Origin of the sequence: Marinobacter sp. ELB17 (genome assembly GCF_000169375.1) — a bacterium.
GTDB lineage: Bacteria > Pseudomonadota > Gammaproteobacteria > Pseudomonadales > Oleiphilaceae > Marinobacter.
In genome coordinates this window covers 1-22,916 of the sequence record NZ_AAXY01000008.1, presented here as the reverse complement: position 1 = coordinate 22,916, position 22,916 = coordinate 1, and the positions used below count along the sequence as shown (strand labels likewise).

Below are 22,916 nucleotides of genomic sequence, written 5' to 3'. Positions count from 1 at the left end.
TCTGGGACGAATCCCGTCTCTGGAGACTGTTATGTCATTCTTTTTTTGGATTCCGAGTTTTACAGCAAGGTTGCTGACTGGCCTTGCGGCCACGTTAAGCCTACTTCTTTCAGCAAGTTATTCTTACGCTGAAAATGCCGCCGATTTTGTAGCGGTTCCCCCGTTAATTAATGTAAGTGCCTCTGGCGATAAGCCCAACGTCCTGGTTGTCTTGGACAACTCCAACAGTATGGACGAAGCGCCCACAGGGCGCGCCGTCGGAAGTGCTAATTCGGGCAGTAAATCAGAGATTGCCCGAACAGCTGTTAAAGCCATAGTGAACAATTTCGGTGATCGAACGCGAATCGGTTTAATGGCCTATAAGCAATCGGGTATCAATAAGAGGTATTTGCACGATAGTCAATACGATGCGAGCTTTAATCCGAATAACTACGATGCGACGTTCACAGGTGATCGTGCGTCTGTGACAAAACGGAACCGAGTAAGTAATCCAACAAATTCTGGCGCCTATATTTACTATAACGTCGCTCTGCCTTTCTATTCATCGAGTAATCTTGGTAATGCGTTTTGTTATTCTAGTACAGCAGACTTTGATAACGGCTCTGAGACTGCTTCGGGTCCTTGGGATAATTATGACTGCTACCAGAGAAAAACGAATACGAGTGATTCTGGCGCTGCGGGGTTTTCACAGTACCTGTTTAGTAGTCGATTTGAGGCGTCCGATAGCGACTTTGCCCAAAACATTCTTGATTTCGGTACCTACCTGACATGGCAGTATGTGAGCTTGTCATGGTTTTCTAATTCGTCACCAGGGCAGGGAATGTTACACGTTGCGATCGACGACGTGGACGCCGCCCATAAGACTCGATTGTTGAACAAACTTAATACGTCGCAGTTTTCTTCATCATCGGATACCCCGCTGCGTAACGCCGGGCTAACACCCTTGGCTGGAACACTGGAAAGCGCCAGTAAGTATTTTGGGGGAACGTTGTCAAACGGGGAGGCAGCTTCTGGCGTATCAACGTTGGCGCCTACCCCCAATTTCTGTGGCACACAGGACTATGTGGTGCTGGTGACCGACGGCTTGCCCTCGGTAAACAAGTCTGGTTCCAAGACTACGGATGTAACGTCTGCGGTTGATGCCGTAGCTGATGAAGCGGCGGCACTGCTCAGCCAAGGCGTGCGCACCTACGTTGTAGGCTTTGGACTGCCAACGGGTGTTGATAAGTCTTTATTGAACAAGATTGCGATTGCTGGTGGCACAAAAGCAACGTTATTTGCTAATGACTCGACTACGCTTGACGCGGCACTCGGATCGATTTTTCTCAACATTTTCAATCGGTCATCAAGCTCTTCGGCAGCCTCCGTATTGGCAAACAATGCTCGTGGCGAGGGTGCTGTTTTTCAAGCGCTCTACAGTCCTTCAATCGAGGATGCCGCTGGAGCCGAGGTGACTTGGACCGGAAGTCTGTTTGGCTTATTTATTGACCGATTTGGTCTGCTTCGAGAGGACACGAACCAAAATGCCCAGCTTGATGGCTACGATGTCGATCGGGTTGCAATCTATTCCTACAATGTCGTCGATGATAAAACCGAAGTTGAGCTATTTTTATCTGGAGACAGTCTAACCCCTCCGGATACAAGCACCGGTACGCCTGTCGAAACCGTTAGGTTGGAAGATCTTAAGTCCCTCTGGCGGGCGCAGGACCAATTAAGTGCGATATCTGACCCTGTCACGCAGAGAGTCTACAGTGCCAACGCATCAACCGGGCGCTACATTCTATCTTCCATTGATGGCAAGAATACACTTGGCTTCACGGCATTGCTAAGCACAGATCTTGCCGGCCTAGTGGCTGCGGAACAGGCTGCTAAATCTGACTTGGACACCGCGCAAAGCGAATATGACGTGGCACAGGCACAGGCTGGAGCAGCCAGTGATAGTGTTTTGCTGAAGCAGGCGGAGTTGGACAGATTGAAATCGGAGGGCGCATCAGCTGCTGATGTTTCTGAGGCAGAGGATCAACTGGCATTAGCGAAAGAGGACCGTGTCACAGCCTTTGATGCGCTTAATAACAAGTTGACTGCTTTGAACTCAGCTAAAATTGTCTACCGCACGGCGTTTGACGATACGTTCCTGAATTATCTGGATACGGGAAGTGGTGAACTTTCCAACAAAGTGGTTCGCTTTATCCGTGGTGAAGAAGGTATCGCCGGGTTTCGTAATCGGACTATTGATCTAGACGGAGATGGGAGCTCGGAGGTTAGGCGCTTGGGAGATATCGTAAACTCGACGCCTGCATTGGTTGCAAAGCCTTCCAGCAACTACGACGTTTTGCACCAGGACAGTACTTACGCGGAATTCAGAGCGCAGTATAAAGATCGCCGCAACGTGGTTTACGTGGGCGCCAATGATGGGATGTTGCATGCCTTTAACGCTGGTTTCTGGAATGATTCCGCGAGGAGTTTTGAAACGACTAACAGCTTTGCCGACGCCACCACCACAGTGGCTCACCCATTGGGTTCTGAATTGTGGTCATATATTCCTAAGGCGGCGCTTCCACATCTGCAGTGGTTGACCAACCCTAGCTATGCGCATACATATTACGTTGACGGGCAACCTCTTACATTTGATGCAAATGTGTTTCCTGATGACGCAACGCATCCGAATGGCTGGGGAACAGTATTGGTGGTGGGAATGCGCTTGGGCGGCGGCACGACTCAGGTGGATTCGAATGCGGACGGCACGGATGACCAGACGCTGCGATCAACCTACATCGTAATGGACGTTACTGATCCAGAGCAGCCGCCTGAGTTGATGGCTGAAATTTCACACCCTGACCTTGGGTTCACCACCAGTGTTCCAGCGTTGTTCAAGCAGCGGGTGCAAGGAACGAGCTATGAGTCACCGGCTGTCAACAACTGGTATCTGGTCTTTGGGTCTGGACCGACGGATATTGAAAAGGTAGTTAGTGAACAGCAGGCAAAGATTTTCGTCTATGACCTGGAGGCTCGGTCGTTCCTCGGCGGGTATCCCAAGACGCTGGGTGGGGGATATTCCAATAGTTTTGTCGGAGATATAGGCGTTGTGGACTGGGAAGACAACTATGTAGACAATACTGCCTACTTTGGTGTTATATCGGGTGATCCCGCAGCGACTTCAACCGGATCCGTGGAGCGATTACGCCTTGATCTGACCGGATTGACCACGACAAGCACGCTGATTGATACCAATCGTCCGGTTGTTGCCAGACCGTATCTGACCAAAGACAGTCAAGGCCGCCGTTGGGTCTATTTCGGTACAGGTCGCCTTTTCGCCGCCGAAGATAACGTTACGACAGAGCAAAATCGATATTTTGGTATTTACGAGCCTGTCGCCTCTGGAACCGAGACGGACGCTACCGTGACTACTGGCGAACTGAAGAATGTGACCGGTATCGAGGTGAGAGATACTGGTGCTATATCAGAATCCGGCTCTTCAGTCAGTATGCCTGATGGTACGATCGTGGACAGTTTCAATCAGCTCAAGTACGAGTTGCCGCGTCAAAGGCTAGGTTGGTACCGAGATCTCAAAAAAGACGGCTCCGATCCGACGGGGCGCAACCTAAGCTCGTCGGATTCGGTGCGCTCGGTGTTGTTCTTTACGGAATACACGCCGTCTGCGCTGTCATGTAAACCTGAGGGCACAAGCCGTCTATTCGGTATTGATTTTCAGGCCGGTGTGGCACCACCTTTCGAAGTCTTCTCACCTGAAGATTCCAGTAAGGTTGCGGATGATGAAGTTGCATCGCCGTATATAGATCTCGGCCAAGGATTAGCTTCGGGGCCAACTGCTGTCAGCAACGATGCGGCCAGCAAGCTTGGGAATAGTAGCGACAGCATTGTAACCATAGTAACCCAGAGTTCGACCGGGCAGTTGCAGCTCACCGACGCGAAGGTAGGTTCTACCAGCAGCTCCCGCCAGTCTTGGAGAGAAGTGAACCTCCAATAATCTCTATTGGCGAGGAGTCAAACAACTCCTCGCCTTTCCCAGGAGAACGTAATGAAGTGTCGAAGTCAGGGTTTTACGCTTCTTGAACTGCTCATAGCGGTGGCTATCATTGGCATCATTGCAGCGATTGCCTTACCGAGTTATCAAGATAGTATTCAAAAAACACGCCGGTCAGACGCAAAAATTGCGCTGTCGGAAGCGGCAGCTCGTCAGGAACAATTTTTTGCGACAAACAACTCCTATGCCGGCAGTGGGGATCTTGGTGCGTTGGTGACCAACAGCGACGGCCAAAGCTCTCCTGAAGGCTACTATGCTTTGTCAGTGGGTAACGCCGCTTGTGCAGGTGGGCCTCCATTCACGTGCTATTCGATTACGGCAACGGCTGTTGGTAGTCAGGCGGACGACGCCCAGTGCGCTACGTTCACTATTAATCAGATAGGACAGAAAACGGGGACTAGCGCTAGCTGTTGGTAATGCTGGTTGATTAAGTGTCGGTGTCGGTGTCGGTGCAGGCAGTGCTGTTCAGTCAGAGCACTGGACAGTCGTGCCATCACTGCGCTCAGCTATTCCGTCATAATTACGGTCCACGCTCAGGCGGGCGCGCCCAGAAAGGCTGATTACCAATTGCCTGCTGGAGTAAAGCGTACTTCCTGTATTGCAAATTGACACATTGCCCATGCTGCCATGGGATGTGCCTAATCTGTCGTATTGGAAGTAACTCTTCCAATTGGGAGCAACATCAAGTCGCACGTTTGGAGTTTGGGGGAGTATTTGAATTAGCGCTCCTGTGTTCTTGAGCTCCCTGTCATTGTTGGGGTCAAGGAACAGTGCGATCGGATAGAGGTTCCAGTTTTTAGAACACTGACCACCATCATCGATTGGGCATATTGTCGTTAATATGCTGTCGCTAATCGCAGTGGTTTTGGCTAAGTTAAATAACTTCAACAGATCTCTGGTTTTTCTTTCGGTCTGATGTTCTGCAATGGAGGGGGTGAGATTAGCAAATGCAATCGTTGTAAGTATCGAAAAAATGGAAAGCACAATTAGCAATTCGAGCAAAGAAAAGCCCCGCATTGATATGAAATATCGCATTTGATGACATCCTTGTCACTAATTTTATCAGTGTGTTGAGGCTCGACTTATTCTTGGCGAGCTAGGAATGCTGCAGGTTAAGGGCTTGTGTGATGGATGATCAGGTGCCTCCCATTTTACCCTCAACTTCTTTAACTTTGACCGCAGGATCGGAAAGCTAATCTCCGGCCATTTTACTACCTCGCGCCTATCCCCCTAGGTGGTTTTCCAGTTCGATATGGCCTTCAGGTACGGTCAGAAGTTGCTCCTCCGAGCGCCGGGTGACGTTACATAAATCAGTTAGTCTCTCAGAAAATGGCTTGTTGCCAAAGTTAGGGCCTTCAGGCTTGTATCGGAAAGGGAGATGCCCGTGGCAGCTATTATGGCTATTCAGTGGGCAGACTGTAACGATGTGCTGGCGATGCATGGCTCCTAAACGGGCGAAGTTCAAAAGCCCAAATAACTCATTGCGAACGCTATTCGCCGTATTGGAACGTACGATTTGATTATAACTTGGCAGAGTAAAGCCACCACCTCGAACCTGGGTTTTCATGGTAAAAATCCTTTTTATATGAGAGTTTGCTCTTCCTGAGCAACTTCAGACTACAGTATCGAGCACTGTAGTTTGTTAATCCAATCCCAACTTCTTCAACTTATACCGCAACGCCCGAAAACTAATCCCCAGCTTTTTCGCCGCAGCCGTTTTATTCCAGCGCGTTGCTTCCAGCGCCTGCTCAATAGCCTTACGCTCTATGCTATCGAGATATCCCTCGAGGCCCAGGCCTTGCCCCAAAATTTCGATATCCGCCATTGCCATTCCCTCAGCTGTCGGTGCCACCGAAGGCGTACCCATGCTGCTACAAGAGCTGCCAAGCTGAAGGTCGCCGCTATCAATAAAATCGCCGTCACACAGAGTGAACGCCCGCTCCAATATGTTCTCGAGCTCACGCACATTACCCGGGAAATGATAGCCCTTTAAATAGTCGACGGCGGCATCGGTAAGAGCGATGGGTGTGCACTCGTATTCGCGGGCGATGCGCAGCAGTATGTGCCTGGCAAGCAGCGCAATGTCGCCGCTGCGTTCGCGCAGCGGCGGCACGCGGATTTCAATCACGTTGATGCGATAGAACAGGTCCTGGCGGAACAGACCATCTTTTACCAGCCTCGGAAGGTCTTTATGGGTTGCGCTAAGCACGCGGATATCGACTGGCACTTCGTGGCTGTCGCCAACCGGGCGTACCGCTTTTTCCTGAATAGCTCGCAGCAGTTTTACTTGCATGGGCAGCGGTAAGTCGGCGATTTCGTCCAGAAACAGGGTGCCGCCACTGGCGCTTTGAAACAGGCCTGCTTTGTTATCGACGGCACCGGTGAAACTGCCCTTTTTGTGGCCGAAAAACTCGCTTTCCATCAATTCAGACGGAATGGCGCCACAGTTTACGGCTATGAACGGCCCATCACATCTAGGGCCCTGCTGGTGAATGGTGCGCGCGACCAGCTCTTTACCGCTGCCAGATTCGCCTTGAATAAAGACCGGCGCCTGGCTGCGGGCCAGTTTGCGAGCCTGGTTGCGTAGGGTAAGAATCTGGGCGGAATTACCCAGCAGCAAACCTGGGTCGCTATTGTCTTCTTGCGCAGGCTCTGGGTTTTGGGCCAGTTTCAGGGCGGTGTTGACCAGCTCCCGCAGCCGCGGTAGTTCAACGGGCTTTGACACAAAATCAAAAGCACCTGCTTTCAAGGATTCAATGGCGATGTCCATACTGCCGTAGGCGGTTATAACGGCGACCGGCGTGTTGGGCGCATGCTGCTGAATCCATTGCACCAGCTCGATGCCTTTGCCATCTGGCAGGTTCATATCGGTCAGGCACACACTTGGGGTGTGCTTTTGCATGCCCGCGATGCCCTCTGCCAGAGTGCCTGCGGTGACCGTGTTCAAGCCCATGCGGCTGAGGGTGATCTCTAGCAGGTCACGGATGTCAGGTTCGTCGTCTACGATCAGCGCAGTGAGTTTGGTCATATTTCCCTTCAGATTACACGCCCGGGATGGGCAAACATAATGCGAAAGCAGCAACCTGGCCGTTCGGCGTTAATCAGCGACAGGTGGGCCTGATTCGCCTCACACAATTCTTTTGCCAGATAAAGGCCCAGGCCGGTGCCACTTTTGTCGGTTGTAAAAAACGGTTCGAATACAGACGACGTGTTTTCTTTGGCAATTCCCGGGCCGTAATCCTTGATATCAATGTAGGCGCGGGCGCCGTCGGCGGCGATTCCGGCAAGTATTTCTATTTTAGCCTCGCCAGAGTGCAATTGGCTGTAGCGTAATCCATTGTCGCATAGGTTGATCAGAATTTGTTCCAACTGGCTGGTGTCGAAACGTGCCGTGGGGTAAGCGCCAGGCTGGACGCTAAGGCGGATAAGCACGGGTTTATGTTGACTGTGGGTTTGCAAAAAATCGTCACGAAACTGTTCTAACCAGGGCTGTAGATCAATCGGCTCGGCGGCTGAGGTTTCGCGGCGAGACACACCCAGCACATTCTCTATAATGGCGTTCACACGTTTTGAGTGGCGATGAATAATCGCCAGCATCTTTTGGTCGGCCGTATCCATATTCGGCGACTCGTCCAAGAGCTGCGCTGCGTGGCTGATCGCCCCCAGCGGGTTGCGAATTTCATGGGCGATGTTGGCCGTTAATTGGCCCAGTGAGGCGAGCTTTATTTGTTGAGCCTGCTGGGTTACGCGGCTGATGTCTTCCAGAAACATCAATACCAGCTCGCCGCCGTTTTGGTTCAGGTGCGCAAACGTGGCTTGTATGGGGGGCAACGTGCTTGTGGGCTGAAATGGCGCGGTGCTTTGTTGCGGGTGCAGCAGCCAGCTTTTGAATCCTGCTAGCAGGCTTGCGGGCAGAAGGTGTGCGCCCGCTGTTTTTTCAGTTTCTGCTAGCTGCGCAGAAACCGTATACCCTGCCAGCATCTCGTTGGCAGCGGCGTTCATTAGGCGAACCTGGCCTTCACGGTCTAACACCAGTATACCGGTGCGCATGCGCTGAATGATTTGTTGGTTAATCTGTTCCAGCTCGGCGAGGCTTCGGGCGTGACTGTTGGCAAGAGTTTCGCTGCGGCGCAGGCGGATGGCGATGTATTGCAAAGCGGCGGCGGTCACAAAATAAACAATACCCAATGACCCGGCCCGCACCACGTCATCGGCGCTTTTGCCCTGTTCCAGCATGGCCCAAAGTGCAATGGCCAGTGAACTGAGAGTGGCTAAGGCAGCGTAAAATGTACCCATGCGCCCTGGCGTCATGATGTTGCCAGCGGCGACTGACACGATCACCAGGTTTGCCATGCCATTGGTGATGCCGGAACTGCTGACCAGCAGGCCATGAATAATCAGTATATCCAGCAAAATGGAGACGCTGATGTGGCGCTCACTGGGCTGGAAACCGGCAATCATTAACACCGCTATAAACGCGTTTACGGCCAGATAAGCGATTACGCCCGCCTGAAAGTAGTCCAGTTGGCGGAAGCGACCGTCAAAACTGGTGGTATCCACCAGCAGTAGCCCGATAAGCAATATGCCCAGCACCAGACGATAGTAGTTATAGACCCGAAACAGCTCGCCGCGCTGGCGTGTACTCAGCAAGTCGCCGGCGCTGGCTGCGGGCGCCGTCGTTGTGGAAAGTGTTGACGGATTGGAGAGCGTGGGCGGCGTGGAAGACGCTGTCATAAATAGTGCCATATACACGGTGGAGGCAGCCTTTGGCTGCCGGTGGAGGTGCTTACGCCCACTAAGGGTGCTGCCGCAGACTTGGCGCGGCTGCGCGTTTATAATAGCCTTTTTTAAGGCATCAGTAACAGGAACCGACCTATGTCGTTAACAGCGGATCAGCCCCGATCCCCACAAACACCGGGCCCTTTGCGCTTGGTGATGGTTCAACAGGATTTTTTGGTCGGTGATATACCCGGCAATGCCCAGCGGATTGTTGCGGCGGTAAGGCAAGCCGATGACCAGCACCAGGCTGACATTGTGGTATTCCCCGAGCTGGCGTTGACCGGCTACCCGCCGGAGGATTTGCTGCTGCGGCCAAGCCTGGACATTCGCGTACAAGCGGCAATCGATGAAATCTGCGGGGCAGGGTTGGCACCGGTTGTGGTGTTTGGTGCGCCGGTGCGTGAAAACGGCAAACTCTATAATGCTGCGCTGGTGATGGAAAACGGCAAGATTAGCCATCGTTATTTCAAACAGTGCCCGCCTAACTATCAGGTTTTTGATGAAAAACGCTATTTTGCCAGTGGCTTTGAGTCATCGGTTGTCAGTTTGCGGGGCGTCAATGTCGGTATTACGGTGTGTGAAGACTTGTGGGCAGAGGGTCCGGTTGAGACTGCCGCAGCGGCTGGCGCAAAACTGGTGCTGAATCTGAATGCGTCGCCGTATTCCAAGGGCAAGCAGCTGCGGCGTAAAGCTCTGGTTCAGCGTAAGGCCAAAGCCGCTGGCGTGCCCATTGTGTACGTCAACCTGGTTGGCGCTCAGGACGAGTTGGTGTTTGATGGCGGTTCGCTGGTGGCCGACGGCAAAGGTGAAATTGCTGCAGAAGCGCCGCAGTTTGAACAGGGCCTGTTCGTTGTAGACTTTAAATGTGGCGAAATCTGCCAGCCGGTTACTCAACCATTACCACAGCCGCTGTCCGCAAGCGCGGCGGTTTACCAAGCGTTGGTGATGGGTGTTCGGGATTATGTGGGGAAAAATGGCTTCAAGTCTGTGGTACTGGGTTTGTCAGGGGGTATCGACTCGGCGCTGACGTTGGCCATAGCGGTAGACGCGCTGGGCAAGGCGCAGGTGCGGGCGGTGATGATGCCGTTTCGCTACACCTCGGATATCAGCCTGCAAGACGCAGAGGCCCAGGCCAGCACTATGGGCGTGCACTACGATGTGTTCTCAATCGAACCCATGTACGATACCTTTATGGCGACCTTGGCCGAGCCCTTCACCGGCACCACTGTGGACACCACCGAGGAGAATCTTCAGGCTCGCCTGCGGGGTGTTTTGCTGATGTCGCTGTCGAACAAATTCGGCTCTTTGGTGCTGACCACAGGCAACAAAAGCGAGATGGCGGTGGGTTACTCGACGCTTTATGGCGATATGGCCGGCGGCTTTGATGTGCTCAAAGACGTTGCTAAAACACAGGTGTTCGAGCTGTCGCGTTATCGCAATACGGTGGCGCCGGTTATACCCGAACGGGTGATTACACGGCCGCCGTCGGCTGAGCTGGCGCCAGATCAGAAAGACGAAGACAACCTGCCGGGTTATGACGTTCTGGATGCCATTCTGCAACGCTATGTCGAACAGGATGAAAGCGCCGAGGTGATTATTGCCGCAGGCTTTGACCGCACAGACGTAGAACGGGTGATTCGCCTGGTGGATATTAACGAATACAAACGCCGGCAGGCGCCAATAGGTGTGCGGGTTTCAGAGCGGGGCTTCGGTAAAGACCGCCGTTATCCCATTACTAACGGCTGGAAAAGCGGCGTATAAAAGTACCAATTGGCCCCGAATTTGCGAAGAAGATTGCGCCTAGCTATCGGGTAACCGAGTAATGGGAAAACGGGAGGCTCGTTGTGGCAAAGGTAATGACGCTCAAGAACACTGGTTATCGCTATCAGGTTTGCTCTGGTTTGCTCAAAACTGATATTGGAATGCGGCGCAAAGTTACTAACTTTATTAAGACCCAACAGAACTACATGGAACCTAACCAGGTGACAGACATGGCAAACGAACGATTCGAAAGTGTTTGGGATGCGATTGAAGACACCCCTGAAGAAGCCCTGAACATGCGCCTGCGCTCCGAGCTGATGATTCAGATCACCAGGCGCGTGAAGGAGTGGGACGTCACTCAGAAAGAGGCGGCACAGCGCCTGGGTATCACCCAACCCCGCCTGAACGACCTGCTGAACGGTCGCATCAACAAGTTTGGTCTCGACGCCTTGGTCAACCTGACCGGTCCGGCGCACTTCCACGTGGAGCTGGCGCTGAAAGACGAGGAGGCGGCTGTGGTCTGAGGCCATGCCTCCCCGGGATATTCCACAAACCATTAACCGAAGGGGTCAAGCGTAAAAGTGGCCAATTACAAGTGATCCCTTGCGGTAGTCACTATATCGATATATAGTGATGACTATAGCCAATGACTACGGTGTGACAATGAACCAAGAGCTCGTAACAAAATCGCAATTCAAGGCCAAAGCCCTTGAGTATTTCCGGAAGGTAGAAGCCTCTGGTGGTTCGTTGGTGATTACGGATCGAGGCCAGCCAACAGTAGAGATTCGACGCTATCGGAATGACCAGCGCTCGCCACTTGAGCGGCTGCGCGGCAGTGTTTTGGAGTTTCGGAATCCGACCGAGCCGGTAGCAGAGGATGACTGGGAGGCGCTGGTTTGATCGCTCTCGATACGCACACCTTGATATGGTGGGTAAATGGTGATGGACAGCTTTCTCCGAACGCCAAGGCCGCCATAGAGCACGAGCAGCAGAATGAGGATGGAATCATTCTGGTGTCAGCTATATCAGCATGGGAGATTGCTTTGCTTGTTGGGCGCGACCGATTGACCCTGGGAATGAATCTCGATGATTGGTTAGAGACTGTCAGCGAGATTGAAGGAGTGCGGTTTGTGCCAGTTGACGAGGTCGTAGGTGTTGAATCAACTCGCTTACCGGGTGACTTCCACAAAGACCCTGCCGATCGAATGATCACCGCGCTCGCCAGACACTTCAACGTACCGCTGGTTACAGTAGACGAACGAATCCGAGCGTACAAACACGTTCGATCAATTTGGTAATTGGAACTAGGCACAATAAGGTTTGGATGGTAGACGAGATTGAAAAAGCTGTAGCTGGTCGGCTATCACAAAAATCGGGGCCGTTATTGGCCCCGATTTCGCGACTTGCAAACAGCGACGTTATTCGTCGCCCATCAGGCCAAAAGTGATCACGCTGGTAAGGGAGCGGTTCTCTTTGCGCAGAATATCGGGCTCAAATTCCCCGTTTTGGTTAAACGCTATGCTGTCCGGAAAATTTGTCCGCAGCAGCGCAATGGCGTCTTGGCTGCCTTTTTTTATGTCTAAAAAGCGAAATGTTTCCGCCAGAATAATGATGGCTTCTTCCACCACGGGTGAGCTGGGGTAATTCTCCACCACATAGCGGGCGCGGTTATTGGCTGCAATGTAGGCTTCCCGCGTGATGTAATAGCGCGCCGCGTGAAGTTCCAGCTCAGCCATGCGGTTGCGCACTGCAATCATCCGCTGGCGGGCATCGGCGGCGTACAAACTGTCAGGATAGCGGTTGAGCAACTCGGAAAAGTCGCGGAACGCCTGCAACTGTTCGCCTGGGGCACGGGCGTTGGCTTCTATCGGGAAGTAGCGCGCGGCCAGTCCAATGTCCAGGTTGTACGAGGCCAGGCCACGCATGAATAGGGCGTAGTCGCCGTGTTCGCTTTGCGGATTCAGGCGCAGAAAGCGATCCGCCGCGGCGCGGGCGCCTTCCAGATCAAGGTTCTGGTAGCGTGCAAAAATCAGGTCAAGCTGGGCTTGCTCGGCGTAACGGCCAAACGGATAGTAAGTTTCCAGAGCATCCAGATTGGTTTCCGCTTCGTTGAAATTGCCCGAATTCATGGCGCTGCGGGCGTTCTCGTAATAGGTTTGCTCGGGCAATACCTGCTCTTGCGTATTTGAGGCGCAGGCACTGAATAGCACAACCACTACGGACACTACCCATAAACGGACAACTGATCTCATGCCGGAATCCCGTATAATGTCGAAAAGTTCAAAGAGCCGCCATTGTAACGGGGAAGGCACTGGATGTGCAGTAGAAGCACAACAGAAGCCCGGCTGTTTGTCGTAATATGAGCCAAACGTAACACAACCAGGCCCTGGGGGCTTAATGTCAGCTGAAAACCGAATTATCGCCAGTTTTGTAATACCACCCAAACTGAGCGACAAGCGCCTGGACCAGGCCGCCGCAGAGCTAATGCCCGAGCACTCACGCTCGCGCCTGCAATCCTGGGTAAAAAGCGGCGCCCTGACTGTGAACGGCGGCCAGTGCAAACCCCGTGATAAAGTGATGCTGGGTGACAAGCTCGAGCTGGATGCCGAACCGGAAGCGCAGGTGACCTGGCAGGCAGAAGCCATCACCCTGGATATTGTTTATGAAGACGAGCACATACTGATCATCAACAAGCCAGCCGGTTTGGTGGTGCACCCGGCGGCTGGTCATGCCGACGGTACCCTGGTGAACGCGATACTGAATATAGCGCCGGAAGTAGAAAACCTGCCGCGCGCCGGCATTGTGCACCGCCTGGATAAAGACACTTCCGGCGTCATGGTAGTGGCGCGCAGCCTGATTGCTCACACCTCGCTGGTAAACCAGCTGCAAACCCGCACCATGGGCCGTGAATACGAAGCCGTTGTAGTAGGCACACTGACCGGCGGCGCTACTGTGGATGCCCCAATCGGGCGCCACCCCACCGAACGTAAGAGGATGGCGGTGGTGAAATCCGGCAAGCCGGCCGTTACCCACTACCGCGTGATTGAGCGCTTTTCGGCCCACACTCATGTGCGCTGCAAACTGGAAAGCGGACGTACCCACCAGATTCGTGTGCATCTGACCCACGTGAAACACCCGCTGGTGGGCGATCCTGTCTACGGCGGCCGCCTGCGTTTGCCCAAAGGCACTACCGAAGAGTTGCGCGAAGTGCTGTCTGGCTTTCATCGCCAGGCCCTGCACGCGCGTCAGCTGACCCTGGAACACCCGCAAACCGGCGAAACAATGAGTTGGGATGTGCCCTTGCCAGAGGATTTCCAGCTGCTGCTGGCAGCACTGCGTAAGCACGTAAAAGATATGGAAAACGATGAATTCTGATCTGCAGTTAATAGCGCCTGTCTGGCCAGCTCCGGCCAGCGTACAGGCGTTCAGCAGCACCCGCCAGGGCGGCGTTAGCGCGGCGCCCTGGGATCAGCTGAATCTGGGCGATCACGTTAACGATCGCCCTCAGCATGTCGCCATCAACCGCCAACGATTGGCGGATCACCTTGGCCTGCCGGCACAAGGCTTTGCCTGGTTAAATCAGGTGCACGGCACGGACGTGGTTGAGCTTAAGGCACAAAGCCTAAGCCAACTTCCGCCCGCTGACGCCAGCTACACCCGTGAACCCGGCGTGGTGTGCGCCATCCTCACCGCCGACTGCCTGCCGGTCCTACTCTGCAACCGCCAAGGAACGATAGTCGGCGCAGCCCACGCCGGCTGGCGCAGCCTGTGCGGTGGCGTGTTAGAAAACCTGATAGCAGCAATGGCCGAACCCGCCGAAAATCTGATGGCCTGGTTCGGTCCTGCCATCGGCTCCGACCAGTTCGAAGTAGGACCAGAAGTGCGCCAGGCGTTTATCAACCACCGCTCGCAAGCATCCAGCGCGTTCGCAAGCCGGGGCGCACGTCCCGGCCACTACATGGCCGACATCTACCAACTGGCAAGGCAGCGTTTGCAACAAGCGGGCGTTAGCTCGATAGATGGTGGCGGCCTATGCACCGTTAGCGATGCCCAGCGCTTTTACTCCTACCGCCGCGACGGCCAAACCGGCCGAATGGCCACGCTGATAGCGCTTCATTAAAGCAGCAGCTGTGTTAAATGCTAGCCGTAACTGACCCCCGTCAATTTTCTGACACTCCATCGGTTACTAGCTTGAAGTCTGCCTATTCGCCCCTACATTAAGTAACAAAGCAGATTCAATAGGCCGATACCGGCCCATTGCACAAAGAACCGGAGCGCCCTTCATGAGAATCGACAAGCTAACCAGCCGCCTGCAAAGCGCTCTGGCCGACGCGCAGTCCCTTGCTGTTGGCAAAGACCACAATTTTATAGAGCCGTTGCACTTGATGCAGGCTCTGTTAGACCAAGATTCCAGCTCCATTAAACCGCTGCTGAAACAGGCTGGCGGCGAGCCCACCCGAATTCGCCAAGCGGTCATTAAAGAAATTGAGAGCCTGCCCGAAGTGAAAGGCAGCGCTGGCGACGTTGCCATGTCCAACGATATGGGCCGCCTGTTTAACATTGCCGACAAACTCGCGCAAAAGCGTAAAGACCAGTTTGTCTCTAGCGAACTGATGTTGCTGGCAGCGCTGGAAGATCGCGGTAGCCTGGGGCGGGTTCTTCGCGAACAAGGTGTGGACAAGGCCGCGCTGGAAAAAGCCATCGAAAACGCCCGCGGTGGGGAATCCGTTGATGACGCTGGCGCCGAAGAAAATCGCCAGGCATTGGATAAATACACCATCGACCTGACCGAAATGGCCGAGTCGGGCAAGCTTGACCCAGTGATTGGTCGTGACGACGAGATCCGCCGCACTATTCAGGTACTGCAGCGCCGTCGTAAGAACAATCCGGTATTGATTGGTGATCCTGGCGTGGGTAAAACCGCCATTGTGGAAGGTCTTGCCCAGCGTATTGTGAATGGCGAAGTACCCGAAGGCCTGAAAAACAAGCGCGTATTGTCTCTGGATATGGGCTCGCTAATTGCCGGTGCTAAATTTCGCGGTGAGTTCGAAGAACGCCTGAAAGCTGTGTTGAAAGAACTAACAAAACAAGAAGGTCAGATCATCCTGTTTATTGACGAAATTCACACCATGGTGGGTGCCGGTAAGGCCGAAGGTTCGATGGATGCCGGTAACATGTTGAAGCCGGCGTTGGCCCGCGGTGAGCTTCACTGCGTGGGCGCGACCACCCTGGATGAGTACCGGAAACACATTGAAAAAGACGCTGCCCTTGAGCGCCGATTCCAGAAAGTGCTGGTAGACGAGCCTAGCGAAGAAGACACCGTTGCTATACTGCGTGGCCTGAAAGAGCGCTATGAGGTGCACCACGGTGTTGAAATAACCGACAGTGCCATTATTGCTGCCGCCAAACTGTCGAGTCGTTACATTGCCGACCGTAAACTGCCGGACAAAGCCATTGATTTGGTGGACGAGGCTGGAAGCCAGATTCGTATGGAAATGGACTCCAAGCCGGAACCGCTGGACCGCCTGGAACGCCGCCTGATTCAGCTGAAGATTGAGCGCGAAGCGCTGAAAAAAGAAACTGATCCGGCATCGAAAAAACGTCTGGAAGAACTCTCCAGCGTGATTGACGGGGTGGAGCGTGAATACGCTGATTTAGAGGAAGTTTGGAACGCTGAAAAGGCCGCCTTACACGGCTCGCAGAAAATCAAAAGCGAGCTTGAACACGCGCGAACCGAGTTGGAGAGTGCCCGGCGAGCCGGTGACCTTGGCCGAATGTCCGAGTTGCAGTATGGCCGAATTCTGAGCTTGAGCGCCAGCTGGATATGGCAAGCCAAGCCGAGATGATGGAAATGACCTGCTGCGCAACCGGGTGACCGAGGAAGAAATTGCAGAAATCGTCTCCAAGTGGACCGGTATTCCGGTGTCGAAAATGCTTGAGGGCGAACGCGATAAATTGATGCGCATGGAAGAGGCCTTGCACAAGCGGGTGATCGGACAAAACGAGGCCGTAGAAGCGGTGGCCAACGCCGTGCGCCGCTCCCGCGCCGGGCTGTCGGACCCCCATCGTCCCAACGGCTCCTTTTTATTCCTCGGCCCCACCGGTGTCGGAAAAACTGAGTTGTGTAAGGCATTGGCATCGTTTCTGTTTGATACCGACGACGCCATGGTACGCATAGACATGTCGGAGTTTATGGAGAAGCACTCCGTAGCGCGACTTATCGGTGCGCCCCCGGGTTATGTGGGCTATGAAGAGGGTGGTTACCTGACCGAAGCCGTGCGCCGGCGACCTTATTCCGTGCTTTTGCTGGACGAGGTAGAGAAGGCGCACCCGGATGTGTTCAACATTCTGCTGCAGGTTCTTGACGATGGACGTCTGACCGACGGCCAAGGCCGCACCGTCGATTTCCGCAACACCGTGATAGTGATGACGTCTAACCTGGGCTCTGGAATCATCCAGCGGCATGCGGGAGAAGAAAACTACGACGCCATGAAAGCCCTGGTGATGGACGAAGTCGGCACTCATTTTCGCCCCGAGTTTATAAACCGGGTAGACGAAGTGGTGGTGTTTCATCCCTTGGCAGCGAACCAGATCCGTGGCATCGCCAAAGTGCAGATCGAGCTTCTCGACAAGCGCTTGCAGCAGCAGGATATTGCTCTGGAGCTGGACGAAAGCGCGATGACGTTGCTTGCCAACGTCGGTTACGACCCGGTTTACGGCGCAAGGCCGCTGAAGCGGGCGATTCAGCGGATGATCGAAAACCCCTTGGCGCAGCAGTTGCTGCAAGGCAGCTTCGGCCCTGGGGATACCATTCGCACCCGTGTTGAAGAGGGCGCGCTGGTGTTTAGTAAGGCCTAACAGGCCTTGAATATGTGATGGTCAGGCTGCAATGCATTGAGTGTGCCCTGAACATGCCCGTTACGGGCGGGTTCAGAGTGCTTTTTCAGCACCGCAGTTTTGTTCAACGATGCCTTCGTACGTCTGTTTTTGCTGCGAGATCTCGTCTGGGGTCAGGAATCGTTGCTCGCCATCCTCGGTGATTCGGATACGGGCGTTGTTGCTGATTATCTCAAGATTCTGTTGCGCCACGGCGCAGTTTGTTTTGCGTTGCGCCTGGCGGGTAGCCGCAGCATCGAATGCGCGTGATTCTTCGCTGGCGGCTTGCTGCCGCTGCTCCAGCTCATTCACCTGCTGCTGGGCTGATGAGTTACTGTTCACGAAGTTGGACTGGCCAGACCTTACGCTAATCTGTTCAGCTTGAGTGCCTGTGGGTTGGCGATCGCCAAAGTGGGTAACGCCGTCTGCATCGGTCCACTTGTATACTGTCGCTGCATTTGCCATGGCTGGCGCCATTGCCAATAACAGAGCCATTATTTTTAGTTGTATCGTCATCGTTTATTGTCCGCTGTGGTTGACCTGTCGCAGGAAACGGTTGAATGGCCAATTATGCTGTAGTCGTAGCGTATTGGGACAATCATGCCAGCTCATTTGGTTTTTTTCTTTTGCCTGGTTCAAATAAGTAACAGTCTATTTAGCCAAAGCGGCTATTGACAGGGAGTTTCCCGCTGTCAGAATTACTAATTGCCTGAATGCGGGAGGGGATGTAGTCGGCAATCCCGTTCATATTTCCCCCGTTTATTACCGCGCCTAACACACCGCCCATCGTTGCGGTTACGGTTGTTGCTTACGTGCAATCTGTTGACTGGCTGTTCTCCGCAACCCTCAGGAGGGCGGCTGGCCGGGAGACAACCTTTGTTGGCTGGGCGTCATGGAGTATCGGTTCAGCTTTCACAAAAAGCCACACAACCGTATATCCAGGTAGCCGGGGTGGTACCCCGATTAACTCATTTGCAGAAGAGGGTCGAAAACGTGGAGTTATTGTCTGGCGCCGATATGCTCATCCGTTCGTTACAGGATGAAGGCATAGAGAACATTTATGGCTATCCGGGTGGGGCAGCCCTGCATATATACGATGCCCTGTTCAGGCAGGATACCGTCAAGCACATCCTGGTCAGGCACGAACAGGCGGCGGTGCACATGGCTGATGGCTATGCCCGTGCTACCGGCAAAGCGGGTACAGTGCTGGTTACCTCGGGGCCCGGTGCGACAAACACCATCACCGGTATTGCGACTGCTTTTATGGATTCCATTCCGATGGTGGTTTTGTGTGGGCAGGTAGCATCAACGCTGATTGGCGAAGATGCCTTCCAGGAAACCGACATGATCGGTGTTTCCCGCCCGGTGGTGAAGCACAACCTCAGCGTGCGTCACCCGTCCGAAATTCCGGAAATTATTCGCAAGGCCTACTACATTGCGACAACCGGCCGACCTGGCCCGGTGGTTGTGGACATTCCAAAGGACATGACCGCACCTAATGATCGCTACGAGTATGTGTTTCCGAAAAAAACCAAATTGCGGTCTTATAATCCCGCCATTCGTGGCCACGCCGGTCAGATCAAAAAAGCAGTGGACATGCTGCTGGCGGCCAAGCGACCGATTGTGTACGCGGGCGGTGGTGTCATTCTGGGTAAGGCTTCTGGCCAACTGACTGAAATGGTGCGCGGCCTGGGTTACCCCATCACGAATACCTTGATGGGTATAGGTTGTTATCCGGCGAGCGACAAGCAGCACATTGGTTGGTTGGGCATGCACGGCACCTACGAAGCCAATATGGTTATGCATCACGCGGACCTTATTCTGGCTATCGGTGCGCGCTTTGACGACCGCGTTACCAACGCGACCGAGAAGTTCTGCCCTGGTGCCCGCATTATTCACATTGACATCGATCCGGCGTCAATTTCCAAAACCATCAGCGCCGATGTGCCCATTGTTGGGCCGGTGGATTCTGTGCTGAAAGAAATGCAGTCGCTGATCAAGGAAAGCAAGGTCAGGCCCGACGCCGATGCGCTGGCATCCTGGTGGAAGCAGATCGACGAATGGCGCGCTTTTCACGGTATGCGCTATGAAACAAGTGATGACGTTATCAAGCCGCAGGAAGTGGTGGAAATGCTGCACCGCCTGACCAACGGCGATGCCTATGTCACCACCGATGTGGGGCAGCACCAGATGTTTGCCGCTCAGTACTACAAGTTTGACAAGCCCAACCGCTGGATCAGCTCCGGTGGTCTGGGCACCATGGGCTTTGGCTTGCCGGCAGCGATGGGCATAAAGCTGAACTTTCCGGATGAAGAAGTGCTCTGCATCACCGGCGAAGGCAGTATCCAGATGAATATCCAGGAGCTGTCGACCTGCAAGCAATACAACTTGCCGGTGAAGATCATCAACCTGAATAATCAGGCTCTGGGTATGGTTAAACAGTGGCAGGATATGAATTACGGGGCACGTCACTCGCATTCTTACATGGACTCCTTGCCGGACTTCGTCAAACTCGCGGAGGCCTATGGCCACGAGGGTATTAAGATTACGCGTAAGGAAGACCTGGAGCCCATGCTCAAAAAAGCACTGGCCATGAAAGACAAACTGGTGTTCGTGGACATTTACGTGGACCCTTCTGAACACGTCTACCCGATGCATGTGGCCCGTGGCTCAATGAAAGATATGTGGCTCAGCAAAACGGAGAAGGTGTAACCATGCGTCGAATCATTTCTGTTTTGTTGGAAAACGAGCCGGGTGCGCTGTCGCGGGTAGTGGGTCTGTTTTCGCAGCGCAACTACAACATTGAAACCCTGACGGTTGCGCCCACCGAAGACCCGACAATGTCGCGTTTGACTGTAACGACTACGGGTTCCGAGCGGGTGATTGAGCAGATTACCAAGCAGCTGAACAAGCTGATTGAAGTGATCAAGCTCGTTGACCTCACCGAGGGTGCCCATATCGAACGTGAACTCATGCTGGTGAAGCTGAAAGCAACGGGCTCCCAGCGCGCTGAAATCAAACGCACCGTAGACATCTTCCGTGGCCAGATCGTTGACGTCACCAGTTCGGTGTATACCGTGCAGCTGGCGGGCGACAGTGCCAAGCTGGATGGCTTTATTCAGGCCATTGGTGCAACCGGTGTTCTGGAGGTAGTGCGTAGCGGTGTATCCGGTATTGCTCGCGGTGAAAAAGTGCTCAGCCTTTAAGGCTATTGGTTTTCAAGGCTATTGATTTTAAAGAATTCATAACGTAGAACGCAGGCCCCCAGGGCCGCTCAAACAATAGAGGTTAGTCATGCAGGTTTATTACGATAAGGATTGTGATCTTTCGATCATTCAGGGCAAAAAAGTAGCCATTATTGGTTTTGGTTCCCAAGGGCATGCCCATGCCTGCAACCTGAAAGATTCCGGTGTAGACGTAACGGTTGGTTTGCGCGCCGGTTCGTCTTCGATTGCCAAGGCAGAAGCCTATGGCTTGAAAACGGCTGATGTACCTTCAGCTGTTGCAGCTGCCGACGTGGTGATGGTTCTGACACCAGACGAGTTTCAGTCACAGCTTTATCGTGACGAAGTTGAGCCGAATCTGAAACAGGGCGCTACGCTGGCCTTCGCTCACGGTTTCGCTATTCACTACAACCAGATTGTTCCCCGTAAAGATCTGGACGTGATCATGATCGCCCCTAAGGCGCCTGGTCATACCGTACGGACTGAATTTGTCAAAGGCGGCGGTATCCCTGACTTGATTGCCATCTACCAAGATGCATCCGGTAACGCTAAAAACCTTTCCCTGTCTTACGCCAGTGGTTTGGGTGGCGGCCGTACCGGGATTATTGAAACCACGTTTAAAGACGAAACTGAAACCGATCTGTTCGGTGAGCAGGCGGTTCTGTGTGGTGGTGCGGTTGAGCTGGTAAAAGCCGGTTTCGAAACCCTGACCGAAGCGGGTTATGCGCCTGAAATGGCCTATTTCGAGTGTCTGCACGAGCTCAAGTTGATTGTCGACCTGATGTACGAAGGCGGCATTGCCAACATGAACTACTCCATCTCTAATAATGCAGAGTATGGCGAGTATGTTACAGGCCCAGAAATCATCAACGCGGAATCCCGTGCGGCCATGCGCAACGCATTGAAGCGTATCCAGAGCGGCGAATATGCCAAGATGTTCATCTCGGAAGGTGCTCTCAACTACCCGTCCATGACTGCTGCACGTCGTATTAACGCTGCCCATCCTATTGAGCAGACAGGCGAAAAGCTGCGCGGTATGATGCCGTGGATCTCTGCCAACAAGATCGTAGATAAAGACAAAAACTAAAAGCCCAGGCTTTCGGTTTTGTAAGACGCGGCCCGTGTGGCCGCGTTTTTCGTATATACTGCGGCCAAATACTTTCCGGAGTAATTGGAATGACTGACGAAAAGAAATCTGCCGAATCTAATCCGGCCAACAAGCCAGATGTGCCTGCTTCTGCCGGCCAAGGTACGGAAGACGTTCACGAGCTCCCGCCGGGAGAGGTTATTGAAGAAGAGTTGGTTGGAGGGGCGCCTGTTCGCCATAAAGGTATTTTCCTGCTGCCTAATGCGCTCACTACAGCCTCTTTGTTTTCGGGCTTCTACGCGATTGTCTCTGCTGCCAACGGCATTTTCGACAACGCTGCTATTGCCATCTTCGTGTCTATGATTCTGGATGGGCTAGATGGGCGCGTTGCGCGCATGACTAACACCCAAAGTAAATTTGGCGAAGAGTATGATTCCCTGGCCGATATGGTGGCCTTTGGTGTAGCGCCGGGGTTGGTGGCGTTCTTTTGGTCGCTTAATGGTCTGGGTAAGCTGGGTTGGGCGGTAACCTTTATTTATGTAGCCGGAACGGCTCTGCGCTTGGCTCGCTTCAACACTCAGATCGGGTCGGTCGATAAGAAGTACTTTGTTGGCTTGCCAAGCCCTGCGGCAGCAGCGGCCGTGGCAGGAATGGTCTGGTGCTTTCATGCGTTCGAGCCAGCAGCTTGGTTAACGGCTTTAACACTGTTTGTGGTTGCCGGTGCTGGCGTTTTGATGGTCAGTAATGTTCTTTACCAGAGCTTCAAAGATCTCGACATGCGGGGTAGGGTACCGTTCGCAGCGATTCTGCTGGTGGTGCTGATTTTTGTGGTCATTGCGCTGGATCCAGCCACCGTGTTGTTCAGCGCCTTCTTGGTGTATGCGCTGACAGGGCCGGTGCGGGCCTTATTTCGTAAAAAGCCCCGTCGCCCAGCGTAATATAGGGTGTAAGTAAGTTGTGGGTAGAGTATAAATAAGTGGCTTAGGCCCCTTTTCTAATTGCAAAGGGCGCGCGTTTGTAGCGCTAAGTAAGGGTAAACCGAGACATGGGGAATCTTTTTCACTTTCTCCGTTGACCTGTTCCGAGAAGTCTGTAGAATGCGCATCTCGCTTGAGGGACAGCCCGATTTAGAGGGGCAGAGATT

At 53.5% G+C, this 22,916-nt stretch carries 18 protein-coding genes and 1 pseudogene; 13 read left to right on the top strand and 6 right to left on the bottom strand.

Annotation, left to right across the window (positions count from 1 at the left end; translation table 11 throughout):
• Window positions 1-31: 31 nt before the first annotated feature.
• Window positions 32-3,988 (top strand): PilC/PilY family type IV pilus protein, encoded by a 3,957-nt coding sequence (locus tag MELB17_RS11270; protein WP_007350369.1) that lies wholly within the window; start codon window positions 32-34, stop codon window positions 3,986-3,988.
• Between the two features lie 51 nt (window positions 3,989-4,039).
• Complete coding sequence (locus tag MELB17_RS11265) at window positions 4,040-4,462, top strand: type IV pilin protein (protein ID WP_007350368.1); 423 nt, start codon at window positions 4,040-4,042, stop codon at window positions 4,460-4,462.
• A 48-nt stretch (window positions 4,463-4,510) separates the two neighbouring features.
• Here MELB17_RS11265 and MELB17_RS11260 read toward each other — a convergent pair whose 3' ends face one another.
• From MELB17_RS11260 to MELB17_RS11250, 4 genes are all read right to left on the bottom strand, one after another.
• Complete coding sequence (locus tag MELB17_RS11260) at window positions 4,511-5,080, bottom strand: GspH/FimT family pseudopilin (protein ID WP_007350367.1); 570 nt, start codon at window positions 5,078-5,080, stop codon at window positions 4,511-4,513.
• Window positions 5,081-5,267: 187 nt separating this feature from the next.
• Window positions 5,268-5,612, bottom strand: a complete 345-nt coding sequence (locus tag MELB17_RS24580; protein ID WP_157133286.1) for a Tfp pilus assembly protein FimT/FimU — start codon at window positions 5,610-5,612, stop codon at window positions 5,268-5,270.
• Window positions 5,613-5,687: 75 nt separating this feature from the next.
• A complete protein-coding gene (locus MELB17_RS11255) occupies window positions 5,688-7,073 on the bottom strand; it encodes a sigma-54-dependent transcriptional regulator (protein WP_007350366.1) in 1,386 nt (461 codons plus the stop codon).
• 8 nt (window positions 7,074-7,081) lie between these two features.
• A complete protein-coding gene (locus MELB17_RS11250) occupies window positions 7,082-8,779 on the bottom strand; it encodes a sensor histidine kinase (protein WP_036184570.1) in 1,698 nt (565 codons plus the stop codon).
• A gap of 141 nt (window positions 8,780-8,920) precedes the next feature.
• Between MELB17_RS11250 and MELB17_RS11245 the strand changes: the two genes are divergently transcribed.
• The 4 genes from MELB17_RS11245 to MELB17_RS11230 all read left to right on the top strand — a co-directional run bounded on the left by MELB17_RS11245 (window position 8,921) and on the right by MELB17_RS11230 (window position 11,883).
• Window positions 8,921-10,585: an NAD+ synthase gene (locus tag MELB17_RS11245; protein ID WP_007350364.1), complete on the top strand. Its 1,665-nt coding sequence runs from the start codon at window positions 8,921-8,923 to the stop codon at window positions 10,583-10,585.
• Between the two features lie 230 nt (window positions 10,586-10,815).
• Window positions 10,816-11,109, top strand: coding sequence for a helix-turn-helix domain-containing protein (locus MELB17_RS11240; protein WP_036184604.1), 294 nt, complete (start codon window positions 10,816-10,818; stop codon window positions 11,107-11,109).
• A gap of 139 nt (window positions 11,110-11,248) precedes the next feature.
• A complete protein-coding gene (locus MELB17_RS11235; RefSeq protein ID WP_036184568.1) occupies window positions 11,249-11,485 on the top strand; it encodes a type II toxin-antitoxin system Phd/YefM family antitoxin in 237 nt (78 codons plus the stop codon).
• Window positions 11,482-11,883 carry a type II toxin-antitoxin system VapC family toxin gene (locus tag MELB17_RS11230; RefSeq protein WP_007350361.1) on the top strand — a complete coding sequence of 134 codons (402 nt, stop codon included), beginning with the start codon at window positions 11,482-11,484 and terminating at the stop codon, window positions 11,881-11,883. Before MELB17_RS11235 ends, MELB17_RS11230 begins: the two co-directional genes overlap by 4 nt.
• Window positions 11,884-12,003: 120 nt before the next feature.
• Here the strand turns inward: MELB17_RS11230 and MELB17_RS11225 are convergent, their stop codons facing one another.
• On the bottom strand, window positions 12,004-12,837 hold the full coding sequence (locus tag MELB17_RS11225; RefSeq protein ID WP_036184562.1) for an outer membrane protein assembly factor BamD: 834 nt from the start codon (window positions 12,835-12,837) through the stop codon (window positions 12,004-12,006).
• Between the two features lie 145 nt (window positions 12,838-12,982).
• Between MELB17_RS11225 and rluD the strand changes: the two genes are divergently transcribed.
• From rluD to clpB, 3 genes and pseudogenes are all read left to right on the top strand, one after another.
• Window positions 12,983-13,960, top strand: coding sequence for a 23S rRNA pseudouridine(1911/1915/1917) synthase RluD (gene rluD, locus MELB17_RS11220; RefSeq protein WP_007350359.1), 978 nt, complete (start codon window positions 12,983-12,985; stop codon window positions 13,958-13,960).
• Complete coding sequence (pgeF, locus tag MELB17_RS11215) at window positions 13,950-14,705, top strand: peptidoglycan editing factor PgeF (RefSeq protein WP_007350358.1); 756 nt, start codon at window positions 13,950-13,952, stop codon at window positions 14,703-14,705. The genes rluD and pgeF overlap by 11 nt, the downstream gene beginning before the upstream one ends.
• A 163-nt stretch (window positions 14,706-14,868) precedes the next feature.
• Window positions 14,869-17,443 (top strand): annotated as a pseudogene (gene clpB, locus MELB17_RS11210) (ATP-dependent chaperone ClpB).
• Window positions 17,444-17,515: 72 nt separating this feature from the next.
• Here clpB and MELB17_RS11205 read toward each other — a convergent pair.
• A complete protein-coding gene (locus tag MELB17_RS11205; protein WP_007350355.1) occupies window positions 17,516-17,977 on the bottom strand; it encodes a DUF4124 domain-containing protein in 462 nt (153 codons plus the stop codon).
• A 477-nt stretch (window positions 17,978-18,454) separates the two neighbouring features.
• On the opposite strand from MELB17_RS11205, the gene MELB17_RS11200 reads away from it, so the two are divergent.
• The 4 genes from MELB17_RS11200 (at window position 18,455) to pssA (ending at window position 22,710) form a co-directional block, all read left to right on the top strand.
• A complete protein-coding gene (locus MELB17_RS11200) occupies window positions 18,455-20,173 on the top strand; it encodes an acetolactate synthase 3 large subunit (protein ID WP_007350354.1) in 1,719 nt (572 codons plus the stop codon).
• Window positions 20,174-20,175: 2 nt separating this feature from the next.
• Window positions 20,176-20,667 carry an acetolactate synthase small subunit gene (ilvN, locus tag MELB17_RS11195; protein WP_007350353.1) on the top strand — a complete coding sequence of 164 codons (492 nt, stop codon included), beginning with the start codon at window positions 20,176-20,178 and terminating at the stop codon, window positions 20,665-20,667.
• Between the two features lie 88 nt (window positions 20,668-20,755).
• Window positions 20,756-21,772 (top strand): ketol-acid reductoisomerase, encoded by a 1,017-nt coding sequence (gene ilvC / locus MELB17_RS11190; RefSeq protein WP_007350352.1) that lies wholly within the window; start codon window positions 20,756-20,758, stop codon window positions 21,770-21,772.
• A gap of 89 nt (window positions 21,773-21,861) precedes the next feature.
• A complete protein-coding gene (gene pssA, locus MELB17_RS11185) occupies window positions 21,862-22,710 on the top strand; it encodes a CDP-diacylglycerol--serine O-phosphatidyltransferase (protein WP_007350351.1) in 849 nt (282 codons plus the stop codon).
• Window positions 22,711-22,916 lie beyond the last annotated feature (206 nt).